Annotated in this window: 15 protein-coding genes and 1 pseudogene; 7 read left to right on the forward strand and 9 right to left on the reverse strand. The window is 70.3% G+C overall.

Annotated features, from left to right (window positions below):
• Positions 1–18: 18 nt before the first annotated feature.
• Together QRY02_RS36715 and QRY02_RS36720 are read right to left on the reverse strand one after the other, a co-directional pair.
• On the reverse strand, positions 19–351 hold the full coding sequence (locus QRY02_RS36715; RefSeq protein WP_285987362.1) for a GroES family chaperonin: 333 nt from the start codon (positions 349–351) through the stop codon (positions 19–21).
• A gap of 1 nt (position 352) precedes the next feature.
• A complete protein-coding gene (locus tag QRY02_RS36720; protein ID WP_285994022.1) occupies positions 353–2170 on the reverse strand; it encodes an NHL domain-containing thioredoxin family protein in 1818 nt (605 codons plus the stop codon).
• Positions 2171–2335: 165 nt separating this feature from the next.
• Here QRY02_RS36720 and QRY02_RS36725 point away from each other — a divergent pair, with 165 nt between their 5' ends.
• A complete protein-coding gene (locus QRY02_RS36725) occupies positions 2336–2911 on the forward strand; it encodes a hypothetical protein (RefSeq protein WP_285987363.1) in 576 nt (191 codons plus the stop codon).
• Here the strand turns inward: QRY02_RS36725 and QRY02_RS36730 are convergent.
• From QRY02_RS36730 to QRY02_RS36750, 5 genes and pseudogenes are all read right to left on the reverse strand, one after another.
• Positions 2901–3227: pseudogene (locus QRY02_RS36730) on the reverse strand (SRPBCC family protein); the annotation flags it as partial. The gene QRY02_RS36725 and the pseudogene QRY02_RS36730 overlap by 11 nt on opposite strands.
• 185 nt (positions 3228–3412) lie before the next feature.
• The gene (locus tag QRY02_RS36735) at positions 3413–5716 is read right to left on the reverse strand and encodes an oxidoreductase (protein ID WP_285987364.1); all 2304 of its coding nucleotides are present in this window, start codon (positions 5714–5716) and stop codon (positions 3413–3415) included.
• Between the two features lie 84 nt (positions 5717–5800).
• A complete protein-coding gene (locus QRY02_RS36740; protein ID WP_285987365.1) occupies positions 5801–6574 on the reverse strand; it encodes an amino acid ABC transporter ATP-binding protein in 774 nt (257 codons plus the stop codon).
• Complete coding sequence (locus tag QRY02_RS36745; protein ID WP_285987366.1) at positions 6571–7509, reverse strand: amino acid ABC transporter permease; 939 nt, start codon at positions 7507–7509, stop codon at positions 6571–6573. Before QRY02_RS36745 ends, QRY02_RS36740 begins: the two co-directional genes overlap by 4 nt.
• A 23-nt stretch (positions 7510–7532) precedes the next feature.
• Entirely contained in the window at positions 7533–8441 is a 909-nt protein-coding gene (locus QRY02_RS36750; RefSeq protein WP_502874291.1) for an ABC transporter substrate-binding protein, read from the reverse strand.
• 181 nt (positions 8442–8622) lie between these two features.
• Between QRY02_RS36750 and QRY02_RS36755 the strand changes: the two genes are divergently transcribed.
• The 3 genes from QRY02_RS36755 to QRY02_RS36765 are packed head-to-tail and all read left to right on the forward strand — an operon-like array spanning position 8623 to position 12081.
• On the forward strand, positions 8623–10284 hold the full coding sequence (locus QRY02_RS36755) for a circularly permuted type 2 ATP-grasp protein (RefSeq protein ID WP_285987368.1): 1662 nt from the start codon (positions 8623–8625) through the stop codon (positions 10282–10284).
• 10 nt (positions 10285–10294) lie between these two features.
• The gene (locus QRY02_RS36760) at positions 10295–11242 is read left to right on the forward strand and encodes an alpha-E domain-containing protein (protein WP_285987369.1); all 948 of its coding nucleotides are present in this window, start codon (positions 10295–10297) and stop codon (positions 11240–11242) included.
• A complete protein-coding gene (locus QRY02_RS36765; RefSeq protein ID WP_285987370.1) occupies positions 11239–12081 on the forward strand; it encodes a transglutaminase family protein in 843 nt (280 codons plus the stop codon). Before QRY02_RS36760 ends, QRY02_RS36765 begins: the two co-directional genes overlap by 4 nt.
• Here the strand turns inward: QRY02_RS36765 and QRY02_RS36770 are convergent.
• Entirely contained in the window at positions 12078–13079 is a 1002-nt protein-coding gene (locus tag QRY02_RS36770; RefSeq protein WP_285987371.1) for a saccharopine dehydrogenase family protein, read from the reverse strand. The genes QRY02_RS36765 and QRY02_RS36770 overlap by 4 nt on opposite strands.
• An 81-nt stretch (positions 13080–13160) precedes the next feature.
• Between QRY02_RS36770 and QRY02_RS36775 the strand changes: the two genes are divergently transcribed.
• On the forward strand, positions 13161–13721 hold the full coding sequence (locus QRY02_RS36775; protein ID WP_285987372.1) for a TetR/AcrR family transcriptional regulator: 561 nt from the start codon (positions 13161–13163) through the stop codon (positions 13719–13721).
• Here QRY02_RS36775 and QRY02_RS36780 read toward each other — a convergent pair.
• On the reverse strand, positions 13718–15136 hold the full coding sequence (locus QRY02_RS36780; RefSeq protein WP_285987373.1) for a M20/M25/M40 family metallo-hydrolase: 1419 nt from the start codon (positions 15134–15136) through the stop codon (positions 13718–13720). The two genes, QRY02_RS36775 and QRY02_RS36780, sit on opposite strands and share 4 nt — an antisense overlap.
• 360 nt (positions 15137–15496) lie before the next feature.
• Here QRY02_RS36780 and pdhA point away from each other — a divergent pair, with 360 nt between their 5' ends.
• Positions 15497–16702, forward strand: coding sequence for a pyruvate dehydrogenase (acetyl-transferring) E1 component subunit alpha (gene pdhA / locus QRY02_RS36785; protein ID WP_285987374.1), 1206 nt, complete (start codon positions 15497–15499; stop codon positions 16700–16702).
• Complete coding sequence (locus QRY02_RS36790) at positions 16702–17694, forward strand: alpha-ketoacid dehydrogenase subunit beta (protein WP_285987375.1); 993 nt, start codon at positions 16702–16704, stop codon at positions 17692–17694. The genes pdhA and QRY02_RS36790 overlap by 1 nt, the downstream gene beginning before the upstream one ends.
• Positions 17695–17705 lie beyond the last annotated feature (11 nt).

Below are 17705 nucleotides of genomic sequence, written 5' to 3' on the forward strand. Positions count from 1 at the left end.
CCTTTCGCGGGACCCGACCTACAGGTAGAGCCCCGTCCCGTGCTCGGTGCGCTCCATCGCCACCGCGTGGATGTCGCGTTCGCGCATCACCAGGTGCCCCTCGCCCTGGATCTCGACCTCGAGCTGGTCCTCCGGGTTGAAGAGCACGCGGTCGCCGGTCTTGACGTTCCGCACACTGTTGCCCACGCCCAGTACATCACCCCAGGCGAGCCGGCGCGCGACCTGCGCCGTTGCGGGGATCACGATGCCGCCGCTGCTGCGGCGCTCCCCTTCTTCCGGCGACAGCCGCACGAGTACCCGGTCGTGCAGCATCTGGATTTCGAGTTTCGGCCCGTCAGACACGGCGTGCATGTTACCCGTCGGTCCGGGGCTGCCCGGCCATGACCAGGCTCAATTCGTGGATCCCGCCGTCTTCGATCCGGACCGGGACGCCCCAATCCTGGCGGGTGATCCGGCACGCCGGGTGCTCGCCGCCGTCATCGCAGCTCGCGGCCTGGGCGACGACCTGCAGCACACCCTCCGCAACCCCCGGGGCCAGGCGGATCTTGCGGGTCAGGTCCGTGCCGGTCCCGCCGCCGTCGGCCAGCAGCGATGGCGGCGACGCGCTGATCTCGAGCCGCGTCGACGGGCCGAAGCGGTCGTCCAGCTTCTCGCCCGGCGGGGCCGTGAACACCACCGAAAAGTCGATCTCGCCGGGGGCGAGCACCGTCGGCGGGCGGCGGACCGCGTGCGCGTCGCCGGTGACGAGCGTCGGCTCGGTCGTCGGGAGCAGGCCGATGCGGTTGCCCGCGGACTCGACGACGAGCAGTTCGCCGTCGTGCAGCAGCAGGCCCTGCGGCTCGGCGAGCCCGGTGGCGATCGTGGTCACCTGGCGGGTGAAGACGTCGAAGCGGCGAACCGCGCCGTTGTAGGTGTCGGCGATCGCGATCTTGTCGCCGGGCAGCACGGCGAGGCCCAGCGGGTGCTGGAGCAGCGCCTGGTCGGCCGGGCCGTCGGTGTGGCCGAAGGAAAACAGGTCGACGCCGATCGCGGTCTGCACGGTGAACGACTCGCCGTCGGGCTCGATCCAGCGCAGCGCCGACGTCTCCGCGTCGACGAGCCACAGCTTGTCGCCGTCCACGGCCAGGCCGGACGTCTGCGCGAAGAACGCTTCGCCGGCGTCGCCGTCGCGAAGGCCTTCGACGGTCGTCCCGGCGAAGCGGCGGATGGTGCCGCCGACCGGGTCGAACACGCTCAGCGTGTGGTTGCCCGCCATGGCGACGACGACCCCGCCGGCCGGTCCCCACCAGGCCACGTCCCACGGACTGGTGAGGTCGACCTCGGCGGCCTTGCCCGAGTCCGGCCCGTTGCGCCACTGCGCGCCGGTGCCGGCGACCGTCGTCACCTCGCCGGTGATCAGGTCGAGGCCGCGCAGCCGGTGGCCGGCCGTGTCGGCGACGACGGCGTGGTAGCCGACGCGCTCGGCGATGTCGTACGGCAGGAGGGCGATGCCCGACGGCTCGGTGAAGGTCGCGATGTCGAACGGACCATCCTGGCTCCCGCGGGCCCCGCTGCCGAAGCGGCGGATGACGGTCTCGCCGTCCGAAGCGAACTCGACGATGGCGTGGTGCCCGGTGTCGACGACCAGGACGCGCCCCTCGGCGGTGGCGACGGCCTTGCTCGGGAACCGCAGCTCGCCGGGCTGCTCCTCGACCGGCACGTACGGGCTGCCGCCGCGGCGAAGCGTCCCCTTGGCTTCGTGCTTCTTCACGAGGTCCGCGATGACGCGGCGAAGCGCCTCTTCGTGCCCTTCGCCCGCGGCGACGTGCACGACGTACCCCTCGGGATCGACGACGACGAGCGTCGGCCACGCGCGCACCGCGTACTGCGACCACAGCTCCATCTCGGGGTCGTTGACCACCGGGTGGTGCACCTCGTAGCGGCGGACCGCGGCCTCGATCGAGGCGCGCTCGCCCTCGTGCAGGAACTTCGGCGAGTGGACACCGATGGTGACCAGCACGTCCGCGAACTCGGCTTCCAGCGGACGCAGCTCGTCGAGCACGTGGAGGCAGTTGATGCAGCCACTGGTCCAGAAGTCCAGCAGCACGACGCGGCCGCGCAGCTCGGCGAGGGTGATCGGGCGGCCGCCGGTGTTCAGCCAGACGTCGCCGCGCAGCTCGGGGGCGCGCACGCGGCTCTGCGGTCGTGGAGAAGTCACGGCATGAGTGAACTACACGCGCTCACGCTCTGTTCCGCGGTCCGCCCGATGAGAGAACAAACTCACCTCGTAGTGGACCTCCCAGGTCGGCGCGAAAAAGGACGCGCGGGCGGGTGAGCCGCCGCTTAGGCTCGGGCCATGACCCCCGTCCAACCGGCCGGCGCCCTCACTCCGGAGGAGGCGCGGCACCTGCAGGAGAACCTCCGGGAACCCGTGCGTCCCGGGCTGAGCGAAACCGAGCTCGACGACGTCGAGCGCCGGTTCGGCTTCCGCTTCGCCGCGGACCACCGGACGTTCCTGGCCGCCGGCGTCCCGATCGGCGACCGCTGGCCCGACTGGCGCTGCGGCAACGCCGAGCAGCTGCGCAAACGTTTGGCATGGCCGGTCGACGGCGTGCTGTACGACGTCGAGCACAACGGCTTCTGGCTGCCGGACTGGGGCACGCGCCCGGTCGGCCCGGAGGACGCCGTCCGCGAAGCCCGGCGGCGCCTGGCCGACGTGCCGCAGCTGGTGCCGGTGTGCGGGCACCGATATCTGCCCGGCCTGGCCGGCACGGTGGGCTACCCGGTGCTGTCGGTGTACCAGACGGACATCATCGTCTACGGCAGTGACCTGCGCGATTACCTGCACCGCGAGTTCGCGACGGGCGGGATCAGCACGGCCCCACCGGACGGCCCCCGCTACATCCCGTTCTGGTCCCGCTTCATCGACTAGCTTCGGCGGCCCGCTTCAGCCGGGCCAGGGTGGCGGCGATGTTGGCGGTGTTGGCCTGTTCGCGGTCCCAGACCCCGGTCACGGTCGAGCTCGCGACCTTGAACCACCCCGGCCGCCGCTCCCACATGCTTTCGACGACGACACACCCGTCGCGGGCGGGTTCGAAGTCGTACTGCCAGCGCGCGACGGGCAATCCCGCGACCGAGGTGACCTCGAAGCCGAACCGCCGCCCGGGCTCGGCGTCGGTGATGGTGGACAGCGTGCTCCACCGCCGGAACCCGCGCCGGTTGCGACCGCGGAACTTCGCACCGACGGAGGCCCGCTTGCCGAGGTCACTGACCGCCGGATACCCGGCTGTGGATGACGGGAGGGTGATGTGGACAGCCAGGGCCGGAAACGCTGTTACGGCCGGGCTTGTCGGACCCCGCCGGTAGACTGGACCTGGGGACGCCCCCCGGGAGAGGGTGGGGGCTGGTTTGGGGGTCTCGAGCCGGGCCCGGCTCAGTTCTCCCGGCGCAGCATGCGGCTCACGCCGGCCGCCACGGTGGTCGCGAGGATCCAGCCCGAGGCCGTGAAGCCCGCCGCCACCCAGTTGTCCGGGCCGTGCATGTACCACCTCGACTTGTTGCCGAAGTCCACGATCGGGACCAGCAGGTCCGCCGTGTAGATCACCGGGTTCCACTGCAGCCCCGTGTCCTGCTGGTTCACCACGCAGCGGGGGCCGCTCGCCACGAAGCGGCCGGACTTGTCGTGAACGCAGTCGTCGGTGCCCAAGCCGAACCACAGGCTGCCCAGGACCAGCAGCGTCAGGAGCCAGCCGAGCGCGCGGACCGGGCGGTAGCCGTAGCCGACCATCGAGCGCTGGAGCCAGCTCCACAGCCGCACTCCCGGGCCGAAGAACTTGAAGCCGCGCGCCAGCGCCTCGTAGCGGAACTGCTGCTTGCGCAGGGCCACCGTCGAGGCGTGCTCTTCGTTTCCCGCCGCGCGGAGCATGTGCGCCAGCTGGTCGTACGGACCTGGCCGGTAACCGCGCATCGCGCTGCGCAGGAGCTCGATGCGGTCGTCCAGCGCCTTGTCGTCGGCGAGGGGGATGCCCTTCTTGAGCGCGTCGTAGCGGAAGTCCTCCAGCTCGATGCCGTCGGAGGCCGCCCAGAACTGCTCGTTGTCGCTCAGCGTTCCGCAGTGGGCTCTGCGCAGCACGATCCGGCCCGTCGGTGGGCTGCTCGGGGTCAGGATGAACTCGTCCGAGGCGACGTCACCCGCGTCGAGGGCCACGCCGAACGGCGGTAGCGAACCGAGCTGGGATCCGCGCAGGTCCACGCGCCGGGCGACCTGGGCGCCGTCGAGGTTGACGCCGCCTTCGGCCACGAACGGGCGGCCGTTGTTGTCCCGGAGCGTCAGGTCGCGGCCGACCCGGCCGGTGCGGACGTCGAGGGAATAACTGCTGGTCGCGCGGCGGCCCGGGTCCGTCAGCCGGGTGCCCGCCAGGTTGATGCTGCCGCCGACGTCCACACCCTGCAGGCGCAGCGTGCCGTGGATGGTGGCGTCGGTGAGCTGGAAGTTGCCCGCGATCTTCGACCGGCGGGCGGAGAAGACGTCCCGGTCGGGGTGGCGGAACATCGAGTTCCAGGCCAGGAAGTTGCCGCCGACGGTGACGTCGGCCAGGCGCAGCTGTCCCGCCGGGACGCGCAGGCTCGTCGCCTCGATGTCGCCGCCGATCTCGGTGCCGTCGAGGTGCAGCGCGCGGTCGTAGTACGGCACCGTCTTGCCGCGCTCGACCCGGATCTCGGCGCCGGCCAGCCGCAGCGAGCCGCCGATCCGGGCGTTCACCATGCGCAGCGTGCCCAGTGCCTGCAGGCCGTCCGACAGCTCGACGTTCCCGTCGACGCGCATCCGGTCGGCGACCAGCGCCGGCCGGGGGTCGATGTACGGGTCGTTGGACTTCCACGCGTCGACGGCGATCGGCCCGTGCTGGGACACCGTCAGCTTGGCCTCGCGCAGCGAGATGTCACTGTCCACCGTGGCGCTCGGCAGGTACATGATCCCGGTGGCGGAGAACCGCTTGCGCTGGCTGGCCGGCCCGTAGTTGTCGACTTCGCACAGCAGGCTGCCGCCGATGTGCAGGCCGTTGCCGTTGAGCGCGAAGCCGTCCGGGTTGTTCAGCGTGGCGCCCGAGAAATTCACGTTACCGCCGGTCCGCACACCGGGGAGCCGGACTTCGCCGTTCGCGACCATCCGGTAAGCCAGCAGCGCGCCGGTCAGCACGAGCCGGTCGGCCTGGATCGCCTTGCCGTGCGGGTGGGAGATGACGGTGCGGGTGAGCACCATCGAGCCCTCGATCACCGCGTCGGTCAGGTTGACCGCGGCGTTCGGCATGCCGCGTTCGCGGTCGTCGCCGCGCTGCACGGTCGTCTCTTCGATCTCCCGCCGGTCCCCGTCGACCTGCACGACGCTGCGGATCAGCCGGACGTCGTTGCGGCTGCGCATGTTGCGGGCCTTGAGCCCGGGCAGCCAGCACTTGCGGAACACGAGCCCGAGCAGGTTCGCCTCGCGCACGTCCGGCGGCTGCTCGAACCGGCAGCGCTCGAACCGGAACAGGTACTTCAGGTCCGCGGCCCGCAGGTCCAGCGTCCCGGTGATGTAGGCGTCCTCGACGTAGACGATCGGGGCGTTCGTGGCCTGACGCCGCCAGCGCATCAGGCCCGCGTTGCCGGGTTTGAGCAGTTCGGAGGCCTTGACCTCGTAGCGGCGGTCCGGGATGCCCGCGAAGGGGTCCAGCGGCGGCAGCACGCTTTCGGTCGTCATGAGCTGCCCCCTCCCTCACCCCCCTTCAAGGTAGCGAAAAAACGGCGGAAACGGTGCCGGAACACCGTTTCCGCCGCAAGATCGTCAGGCGTTGGGATTCAGCACCCGGGCGAGGAACGATTGGGTCCGCTCCTCGCGCGGGCTCCCGATGACCTGCTCGGGTGGTCCCTCCTCGACGACGACCCCGCCGTCCATGAACAGGACCTTGTCGGCCACCTCGCGCGCGAACTGCATCTCGTGCGTGACGACGACCATGGTCATGCCGTCCTTGGCGAGCTGCTTCATCACGCCCAGGACGTCGCCGACGAGCTCCGGGTCCAGCGCGGACGTCGGCTCGTCGAACAGCATCAGCTTCGGCTGCATCGCCAGCGCCCGGGCGATCGCGACGCGCTGCTGCTGCCCGCCGGACAGCTGCGCGGGGTAGTTCTTCGCCTTGTCCGCTAGGCCGACGCGGTCCAGCAGCTCCAGCGCGCGCTCCCGCACCTGGGCCTTCGGCTCGCGCCGGACCTGGACCGGCGCCTCCATGATGTTTTCGAGCGCCGTCATGTGCGGGAAGAGGTTGAAGCGCTGGAACACCATGCCGATGTCCTTGCGCTGGAACGCGACCTCGTTCTCGCGCAGCTCGTGCAGCTTGTCGCCGCGCTGCCGGTAGCCGACGAGCACGCCGTCGACGTAGAGCCGGCCGGCGTCGATCTTCTCCAGGTGGTTGATGCAGCGCAGCAGCGTCGACTTGCCCGAGCCGGACGGCCCGATCAGGCAGAGCACCTCCCGCTCGTGCACCTCGAGGTCGATGCCCTTGAGGACGTCGACGCTGCCGAAGCTCTTGTAGATCTTCTGGGCGGACACCACGGGGGTCATGTGACGTTTCCTCCACCCCGGCTGAACAACCTCGTCGCCCAGCCTCGCCGCTGGACGACGCCCTGCGAGGTACCCCGGGCGAAGTACTTCTCGATCTGGAGCTGGATGACGGTCAGGATCGACGTCATGAACAGGTACCAGATCACCGCGGTGAGCAGCAGCGGGATCGTCTTGAAGTTCTGCGCGTAGATGGTCTGGACCGCGACCATCAGCTCGTAGTAGCCGATCGCGACCACCAGTGACGTGGTCTTGAGCATCGCGATCGTCTCGTTGCCGGTGGGCGGCACGATCACCCGCATCGCCTGCGGCAGCACGATGCGCCGCAACGTGGTCGTCCGCTTCATGCCGAGCGCGGACGCCGCCTCCAGCTGGCCGCTGTCGATCGACTGGATACCACCGCGCACGATCTCCGCCATGTACGCGGCCTCGTTCAGCCCGAGGCCGAGCAGTGACGCCGTGAACTGGTTGATCAGGTCGTTCGTGCCCCACGAAACGAACTCGGGCCCGAAGGGGATCCCCAGGCCGAGCCGCGGGTAGGCGAACGCGAGGAAGTTCCAGAACACCAGCTGCGTGATCAGCGGGGTGCCGCGGAACAGCCAGATGTAGATGCCGGCGGCGCCCTTGGTCAGCGGGTTCGGCGACAGCCGCATCACCGCCAGCAGGACCCCGCCCACGATGCCGATGAGCATCGAGATCACGGTCAGGATCAGGGTGTTCTGAAGACCGCGCAGCACGCGGTCGTTGAACATGTAGTCCCAGACGACGGGCCAGGCGAAGTTGTCGTTCGTGACGATGCTGCGAACGACGATGAAGGCGATGAAGAGGACGACCACCCCGGCCACCCAGCGCCCGTAGTGGCGCACCGGGACGGCCTTGATGGGTTTGGTGTCGACGGCCTCCCGCTCATCGGGAGGCGCGTCGGAAGAACTGGACACTGGCTAAGCCCTCTCTAGCCGGCTCAGGACGCCGCCGGGTTGAGTTCCGACTTGGTGACCGCGCCGGCCGCCGACAGACCCCACTTGTCGAGGATCTTCTTGTAGGTGCCGTCGTCGATCAGGGCCTGGACCGCCGACTGGACCGCCTTGCCGTAGTCGCCGCTGTCCTTCTTCAGGATGATGCCGTAGGGCGCCGTGTCGTACGGCTCACCGACGACCTCCAGCTGCCCGTTCGTCTGCTTGACCGCGTAGTCGACGACCGGGGAGTCGGCCAGCTCGCCCTGCACCCGCTTCGCGGTGAGCGCGAGGTTCACGTCGGTCTGCGCCTGCAGCTGGGTGACGTCGATCGCCGGCTTGCCCGCCGAGGTGCACTTCTGCGAGCGGGTCTGCAGGTCGTCGACCTGCGTGGTGCCCTTCTGCACGCCGATCTTCTTGCCGCACAGGTCGTCGACGTTCAGCTTGTCGGGGTTGCCCTTGAGCACGCCGAGCGACGTCCCCGCCTTGTAGTAGCTGACCATGTCGACGATCTGGAGCCGTTCGGCCTTGACGCTGAACGACGACATCGCCAGTTCGTACTTGCCGGCCTGGATGCCCGGGATGATCCCGTCGAAGGCGGAGTTCTGGAACTCCATCTTCAGGCCGAGCTTCTGCCCGATCGCGGTGCCGAGGTCCACGTCGAAGCCGGTGACCTTGCCGGACTCGTCTTGGAACTCGTTCGGCGGGTAGCTCTGGTCCTGGCCGACCAGGATCTTGCCGTCCGTCTTGACCGCGTCCGGCACCATGGCCGCCAGCTTGTCGTCCTTGGCGACCGCGCCCAAGTCACCGCCGGCGCCCGGGGCAGCGGCGGAGCTGCTGGGCTTGACGTCGCCCGCGCCACTCCCTCCCGCTCCGCACGCCACGGTCAAGCCGACCAGGGCGAACGCAGGCAGCAGGGCGATCGCCTTGAGCTGGGTTCCTCGGGCCACGTCGTCACTCCTCGTAGTTCTCAGTTCGTGAGAGCACGCATATTGCCACTCATCCATACCAAAGCACAGCACTGTGAAGTTACGGCGATGTTTACGACGGCGCGCGTCGCACCGCGGGTATCGCGCCCACCCCGGGGCGTGGGTAAGGATGTCGACCATGAACGCCACCCCGCCGCGGCTGCCCCCGTCCGGTCGACGCGCGAGGACGGCGGCGACCAGCCGGATCACCCGTCCGGGAGACCGGTTCGAGGGGTACCTCTCGCCGGCGCGGCCGCACGCCGGCGCGTACGACGAGATGTTCGCCGCCGACGGCACGGTCCGCGGCCCGTACCGGGCGCTGTACGAATCGATCGCGGCCCTCGACGCGCACGACCTGAACTCGCGGTCGCTCGCGCTGGACCGGGCGATGGTCGACCAGGGCATCACGTTCTCGCTGTCCGGGCAGGAGCGGCCGTTCCCGCTGGACCTCGTCCCGCGGGTGATCCAGGCCGCCGAGTGGACGAAGCTCGAACGCGGTGTCGCCCAGCGCGTCCGCGCGCTCGAGGCGTTCCTCGCGGACGTCTACGGCGACCGGCAGATCCTGCGCGACGGCGTGCTGCCGCGGCGGCTGATCACCACCTGCGCGCACTTCCAGCGGGAGGCGTTCGGCATCACCCCGCCGAACGGCGTGCGCCTCCACGTGTCCGGTGTGGACCTCGTGCGGGACGAAGAGGGCACGTTCCGGGTGCTGGAGGACAACCTCCGCAACCCGTCCGGGGTGTCGTACGTGATGGAGAACCGGCGCACGATGGCCCGGGTGTTCCCGGACCTGTTCGCCCAGCACCGCGTGCGCCCGGTCGGTGACTACGCGTCACACCTGCTCCGGGCGCTGCGCGCGGCGGCCGCGGCGAACGTCGCCGACCCGACGGTCGTCGTGCTCACCCCCGGCATCCACAACTCGGCGTACTTCGAGCACTCGCTGCTGGCGCGGCTGATGGGTGTCGAGCTCGTCGAAGGCCGCGACATGTTCTGCCGCGACAACGTCGTCTACCTGCGGACCACCGAGGGCGAGCGCCAGGTCGACGTCATCTACCGGCGGATCGACGACGAGTTCCTCGATCCCGTGCACTACCGGCCGGACTCCGTGCTCGGCGTCGCCGGCGTCCAGAACGCGGCCCGGGCGGGCAACGTCGTGATCGCGAACGCGATCGGCAACGGCGTCGGCGACGACAAGCTCGTCTACACCTACGTGCCGGAGATGGTGAAGTACTACCTGAACGAAAAGCCGCTGCTGCCCAATGTGGACACCTTCCGCTGCTGGCTGCCGGACGAGTTCGACCACGTCATGGCCCACCTCGACGAGCTGGTCATCAAGCCGGTCGAGGGCTCCGGCGGCTACGGGATCGTGTTCGGCCCGGAGGCGACGAAGAAGGAGCTGGACACGCTGCGGCGCAAGGTCCGCGCGCACCGGCGCGGCTGGATCGCGCAGCCGGTGGTCCAGCTCTCGACCGTGCCGGCCAAGGTGGGCGACCGGCTCGCGCCGCGGCACGTCGACCTGCGGCCGTTCGCCGTCAACGACGGCAAGGAGATCTTCGTGCTCCCCGGCGGCCTGACCCGGGTGGCGCTGCCGGAGGGCAGCCTGGTCGTCAACTCTTCGCAGGGCGGTGGCTCGAAGGACACCTGGGTGCTGGCGTCCCGCGCGTCCACGGCCGAACGCGAGCTGGAGCAACCCGCACTCGGTGCTATGTCCACTGTGGATGGGCTGGTCACCGAGCAGGGGCCCGAGCTGACGACGTCCCAGCAGCAGCAACAGCAGCAGCAACAGGGCTAGGGAGGTTCGCATGCTCGCACGCAACGCGGAGTCGCTGTACTGGATCGGCCGGTACGTCGAACGCGCCGACGACACCTCCCGGATCCTCAACGTCTCGGTCCACCAGCTGTTGGAAGACGCGACCGTCGACCCGGACCACGCGAGCCGCCAGCTCCTGGCCGTCCTGGGCATCGACCCGGCGGGCGCGGAGTCACTGGACGTGTGGAAGCTGACCGAGCTGGTGGCGTACGGGAAGGACAACCCCGCGTCGATCGTCGGCTCGATCAACTCGGCGCGCGAGAACACCCGCGGCGCGCGCGAAGTCGTCTCGACCGAGCTGTGGGAATGCCTGAACGCGACCTGGAACGCGGTGCCCGACCGGCAGCGCTACGCCCGGCGCGCCGGGCCGCACGCGTTCCTGTCCTTCGTCGAGGAGCGCGCGGCGATGTTCGCCGGGCTGGCCGACTCGACGATGAGCCGGGACGACGGCTGGCTGTTCATGGTGCTGGGCCGCTCGATCGAACGCGCCGACATGGTGGTGCGGCTGCTGCTGTCCCGGGTCGCGGACCGCGCATCCTCGCCGGGCTGGATCACCGTGCTGCGCTCGGCCGGCGCGCAGGACACCTACCTGCGCACCTACCGGGGTGCGCTGGACGCCGGCCGCGTCGTGCAGTTCCTGTTGCGGGACACGCTGTTCCCGCGCTCGGTGTTCCACGCGCTGCGGCAGGCCGAGGAGTGCCTGCAGCGGCTCGACCCCGGCGGCGGCGCGCGCACCAACGAGAAGTCCGAAGCCCTGCGCGAGCTCGGCCGGGCCCGCAGCGAACTGGAGTTCCTCCGCCCGTCGGAGCTGCTCACCGACCTCCCCCGGCGGCTCGGTGCGTTGCAGACGTCGATCAAGGAGATCGGCGAAGCGGTGTCGATGCAGTACTTCAGCACGTCGCCGTGGGTGGCGTGGAGCGGCGCGGAGGTTTCGCTGTGACGTGGCAGCTGCGGGTGGCGCACCGGACCGGGTACCGGTACGCGACACCGGCGACGCAGTCGTACAACGAGGCCCGGCTGACCCCGCGCTCGGACCGCCGCCAGACGACGGTGGCGACCCGCATCGAAACGGCCCCGGCCACCCGCGCGTACCGGTACACGGACTACTGGGGCACGGTCGTGACGTCGTTCGACCTCCACGCGCCGCACACGGAGTTCACGGTGCTGGCGACCTCGGTGGTCGAGACGGCGGACGAGGCGGAACCGATCCGGACGGCGTCGTGGAAGGACTTGCGTTCGGAGACGGTCGTCGACCACCGCACCGAGTACCTGACCCCGACCGACTACACCCCGCGCGACCTCGCCTTGGCGCGTGAAGCCCGCGCGCTGCGCCGCGGCCTGGACCCGGCGGACGCGGTGCTGGCGGTGTGCGAGTGGGTGAACAAGCAGCTCAAGTACCAGCCCGGCACCACGGGCGTCCACTCGACCGCGACGGACGCCTGGCAGGCGCGGGAAGGCGTGTGCCAGGACTTCGCGCACGTGACCCTGGTGATGCTGCGGGCGATCGGCGTCCCGGCGCGGTACGTGTCCGGCTACCTGCACACGAAACCGGACGCGAAGCTCGGCGAGGTGGTCGAGGGCGAGTCCCACGCGTGGGTCGACGTCTGGACCGGCGGGTGGTGGGCGTACGACCCGACGAACGCGATCCCGGTCGGGCCGCGGCACGTGTGGGTGGCGATGGGCCGGGACTACGCCGACGTGGCGCCGTTGAAGGGCATCTTCACCGGCGGTGGTCAATCCACTTTGGACGTTTCGGTCCAGCTGACCCGGCTCGGCTAGAGCAGGAAGGTCCCGCCCGCCGCTTCGGCGACTTCCGCGCCGAGGGCCGACGCCGGGGTGTGCGCGCCGGGTTTGCCCTCGCCGCGGGCCAGGCGAGCCACGACTTCGGCCACGACCGCCGTGGTGAAGTCCATGCCCTCGCCGGCGCGGAGCCAGCCTTCGCGCGTCGTGCCGTCCGGCCAGGTGACGACGGCGTGGCCCCAGGAGTGCGTGCGAGGGCGTGGCGCGGCCTTCGTCGTCACCCTGGCCAGCCGCCCGACCGCGAACCGGCGCACGACCGGGATCGACACCACCCGGCCGAGCAGGGGCAGGAGCGCCCGGACCACCGGAGCGGCCGGCGCCAGCGCGGAGGTGACCGTGACGTCCGGCGCGCCGGATGCGCGCTGGGCGGCGATCAGCTCACCGGTGGGAAGGCCCGCCGCCCGCACCGACTCGCCGTCCGGCAGGGCGATGGTCCTCGGGGCAGCGCCGGGCCTGGCCGTGGTGAGGCCGTCCACGACGCTGGCGGCCAACGCGACCCCCACGGCTCCTGCTTCGATGGCGACGGACGCCAGCGCGTCGACCTGCACACGGCTCGGGGTGTCGCGTCCTTCGCACAGCTTCGCCACGACGGATTCCGTGGCCAGGACGCCGAAGCCGGCGCCGGTCACGAAGGTGCTGCCACCGGCCAGGGCCTCCTCGTGCAGGTCGAGCAGCCGCGAAACGGCGGCGAGGTCCGCGGCCATGTCGACGTAGTGGCCACCGGGCAGGCACGCCCGCGCGATCGTCTCGGCCGTGGCGGCGTACTCGCCGATCGTGTTGACGACGACAGTCGGCCGCTGCCGCCGGATCTCCGCGGCGATGGCCTCGACGCCGTCGGCGACGACGAACTTCGAGCCGGTCGCCGCCAAGCGTTCCCGGTCGCGCCCGACCAGCACGGGCGGCAGGCCCCTAGCGGCCAGCTCAGCGGTGATACCTCGGCCCGTGCGGCCCAAGGCTCCCAGCACCCAGATCTCCATGTCGGCCTCCAGTGATGTCTCAGTGTGTCGTTACTGACCCTAGCACGTGATGACACACTGAGACATCAGTTAGGCTGGGGCGTGGCCAGATGGGATCCCGGGACCGCGGACCGGCTGCGGAAAGCCGCGCTGGAGCTGTTCGCCGAGCACGGGTACGACGCCGTGACGATCACGCAGATCGCCGAGCGCGCCGGGATCACGCGCCGCTCGTACTTCCGCTACTTCCCCGACAAGCGCGAAGTCCTCTTCGCCGGCGCGGAGCAGCTACCGCTCGCGGTCGCCGAAGCCGTCCTCGCCGCCGAAGAGGCGGAGTCGCCGCTTCGCACGGCCCTCGGCGCGCTCGTCGAGGTCGGCACCCGGGTCACGCGGCTCGTCGACCCGTCGCCGGAACGCCGGGCCGTGATCGCTTCGAGCGCCGAACTCCGCGAACGCGAGCGGAGCAAGGGCGCGGCGATCACGGCCGCGATCCAGGACGCCCTGGAACGCCGGGGAACACCGCCCGAGCTGGCGAAACCGGCGGCGCAGGTCGCGGCGATCGTCTTCGGCGACGCCTTCGACCGCTGGATCGACGAAGGCGGGAAGCAGGAGTTCCCGGCCTACCTGGAGACGGCCGCCGCGACCTTGCGCGAGGCCTGCGGTTAGCCGCGCGCGTGGGCGTCCAGGATGTGCGCGACGGCCTCGGTGACCTGCTGCGCGTAGTCCAGGTGCAGCCACTCGTCCGGCACGTGGATGTTCGAGTCGGCCCCGCACGCCCCGGTGACCAGGAACTGCGCGTCCGGGTACTTCCGCGAGAGCAGGCCCATGAACGGGATCGAGCCGCCCATGCCGGTCGCGCGGTGGGGACGGCCGAAGACCTCGTCGCTGACCGTGCGCAGGGCCGTCGTCAGCCACGGCGATTCGGTCGGCGCGTTCCAGCCGCTCTCCGCCTGCGGAGAGCCGAGCGTCACCTTCGCCCCGTACGGGACGTCGGTGGTCAGGACGCGCTTCACGGCTTCGAGCGCCTTCTCGGCGTCGGCCGTCGGCGGCAGGCGGAAGCTCAGCGTCAGGGTGGTGCTCTCGCGCAGGACGTTCCCGGCGTCGGCGGGCTTCGGGAAGCCGTCGGCCCCGATCACCGACAGCGTCGGGCGCCACGCGTTGTTGAGCATCAGCTCCAGCGCGTCCTCCGTGATCACGCGCCCGCCTTCGACCAGCGGGAACGCCTTCGACAGCGCCTCCGGGAAGTCCTGTGAGACGGCCTTGAGCTCCGAGAGCCGGTTCGCCGGGACGTCGACCTTGAGCTCGTCCAGCAGCAGTTCGCCGGTCGCGCTGTCCTCGAGGCGTTCGATCAGGTGCCGCAGGATCCGGAACGAGCTCGCGACGACACCGCTCGCGATGCCGGAGTGCTGCGCCGAACCCAGCAGCTGCACCGTGACGTCGAGGTGCAGCATCCCGCGCAGGCTCGTGACCAGCCACAACCGCTCGTAGTCGCTGCCGCCGGCGTCGAGGCAGACCACCAGCGAGACGTGGCCGATGCGGTCGGCCAGGTGCTCGACGTAGGCGGGCAGGTCCGGGCTGCCGGACTCCTCGCCGGTCTCCAGGAGCAGCACGACGCGGGCGTGCTCGCCGCCGGCGGCGAGCACGGCCTCGATCGCCGTCGTCGCCGAGTAGCCGGAGTAGCCGTCGTCGACGGACCCGCGGCCATACAGGCGGCCGTCGCGGATCACCGGGGTCCACGGGTCGAGGCCCTCGGACCAGCCGCCCACCGGGGGCTGCTTGTCCAGGTGGCCGTACATCAGGACGGTGCCCTTGTCCGCCGCGCCCGGGGTCGCCGGGACGTCGACGAGCAACAGCGGGGTCCGGTCTCCGAGCCGGACGACCTCGAGGGTGGCGCCGGGCAGGTCACGCCCGGCGATCCACTCGCGGACGTGGTCGACGGCGGCGGCGAGGTGGCCGCTCTTCGCCCATTCGGCGTCGAAGGCCGGGGACAAGGCGGGGATCGCCACCAGCCCGGACAGACTCGGGATGACGTCGTTGGTCCACGACGACACGACGGATTCACGCACGGATTTCTGCTCCACGTGGCCCATCGTGCCACGCGGGGGAGAGCGTGCGGCACATCACAACGGCGTCGCACACGCGGGTGATCACGCGATCACACGATCACGCCACGCCTGGTGAGCACGGCGACCGGCACCCGACTCTCGCAGGTCCGATGCTCGGGCTTCCTAGCGTTTCCCCTGTTCAGGACCCCTTTCTCAGCAACAAATCAGTATCCGTGACTCACCAAAGCGCGGACCTTCGTGCCAGGATGTCGGCGAGAACCGTCAACGCCGACGGTGACCGAGCGCTTCGGACCCGATGCGCTGGTCCCCGCCGGTGCAGTCGCTGTGGTCGCCACAAGCGGCCGCCAGAGGCACCGACACCGAGGAGTACAGCGCATGCCGTCCGAACAGTGGACGCACCCGGAGCCTGGAGACGGCCCCGCCGCGGTCGCGGCCCAGCCCTCCCCCGAACAGGTGATCGCCGGATTGCGAGCGACCAGCGAAGGTGGCGCTGAGCTGACTCAGCTGCTCACCCCCGAAGGCGAACGGGTTCCCTCGCCCCAGTTCGACAAGTACGTCGAGGACGTCGACGCCGAAGCACTCCGCGGCCTGTACCGCGACATGGTGCTGGTCCGGCGGGCCGACCGCGAGGCGAACGCCATGCAGCGCCAGGGCCAGCTCGGCATCTGGGTCCCGCTGCTCGGCCAGGAGGCCGCGCAGATCGGCTCCGGCCGCGCCCTCAAGGCGAACGACATGGCGTTCCCCAGCTACCGCGAGCACGGCGTCGCGTACGCGCGCGGGGTCGACATGAAGGACCTGCTGGGCATCTTCCGGTGCACCGACCACAGCGGCTGGGACTACCAGGGCCACGGCTTCCACCCGTACACCATCGTGATCGGCAACCAGGTGCTCAACGCCGCCGGTTACGCGATGGGCCAGAAGTTCGAGGGCAAGGTCGGGGAGGACGACGGCGAAGCGACGATCTGCTACTTCGGTGACGGCGCTACTTCGCAGGGTGACGTCCACGAAGGATTCGTCTGGGCCGCGGTCTACGACGCGCCGCTCGTGTTCTTCTGCCAGAACAACCAGTGGGCGATCTCCGAGCCGACCGAACGCCAGTCGCGCCTGCCGCTGTACCAGCGCGCCCGCGGCTACGGCTTCCCCGGCATCCGCGTCGACGGCAACGACGTCCTGGCCTGCCTGGCGGTGTCCCGCTGGGCGCTCGACGAGTGCCGGCACGGCAACGGCCCGGTGCTGATCGAGGCGTTCACCTACCGGATGGACGCGCACACGACGACCGACGACCCCACCCGCTACCGGCTCTCCGACGAGCTGGAGGAGTGGAAGCTCAAGGACCCGATCGAGCGCGTCCGCGCGTACCTGGCCCGCAACGGCTACGCCGACCACGACTACTTCGACAGCGTCCAGGCCGACGCCGACGCGTTCGCCGCCGACCTGCGCGAGTACACGTTCAACATGCCGGAGCCACCGCCGGAGCGGATCTTCAGCAACGTCTACGCCGAGGGCAACCCGGTGCTGGACGCGCAGCGCGAAGAGTTCCTGTCCTACCTCGACGGCTTCGTATCGGCGGGTGAGCACTGATGACCGACCTCCAGAAACTCACCATCGGCAAGGCGCTCAACCTCGGCCTGCGCCGCGCGATGGAAGAAGACCCGAAGGTCCTGATCATGGGGGAGGACGTCGGCAAGCTCGGCGGCGTCTTCCGGATCACCGACGGCCTGCAGAAGGACTTCGGCGAGCAGCGCGTGCTGGACACGCCGCTGGCGGAGTCCGGGATCATCGGCACCGCGGTCGGCCTGGCCGTGCGCGGCTTCCGGCCGGTGTGCGAGATCCAGTTCGAGGGCTTCATCTTCCCCGGCTTCGACCAGATTTCCTCGCAGCTGGCGAAGCTGCACTACCGGACGCAGGGCAAGATCAAGATGCCGGTCGTGATCCGGGTGCCCTTCGGCGGCGGGATCGGCGCTGTCGAGCACCACTCGGAGTCGCCGGAGTCGCTGTTCGCGCACATCCCCGGCCTCAAGGTCGTGTCCATTTCGAACGCCGTCGACGCCTACTGGGGCATCCAGGAAGCGATCAAGTCGGATGACCCGATCCTGTTCTTCGAGCCGAAGCGGCTGTACCACTCGGGTGCGCTGCGCGCGGAGATCGACGTCGCCGGGACGCCGGTCTCGTGCTTCTCATCGCAGGTCGTGCGCGAAGGCACGACGGCGACGGTCGTCGCGTACGGCCCGTCGGTGAAGGTCGCCCTCGACGCGGCCGCCGCGGCCGAGGACGAAGGCAAGTCGCTCGAGGTCATCGACCTGCGCACGCTCTCGCCGCTGGACCTCGGCCCGGTGTTCGAGTCGGTGCGCAAGACCGGACGGCTGATCGCGCTCTCGGAGGCGCCGTCGGAGTCGTCGCTGACGTCGGAGATCGCCGCGCGCGTCCAGCAGGAGTGCTTCTACTCGCTGGAGGCACCCGTCCTCCGGGTGACCGGGTTCGACACGCCGTACCCGCCGGCCAAGCTCGAGGAGCACTACCTCCCCGACCTGGACCGGGTGCTGCACACCGTCGACCGCTCGCTCGCCTGGTAAGGGGGACATCC

This window comes from Amycolatopsis sp. DG1A-15b (genome assembly GCF_030285645.1).
Taxonomy (GTDB): Bacteria; Actinomycetota; Actinomycetes; order Mycobacteriales; family Pseudonocardiaceae; genus Amycolatopsis.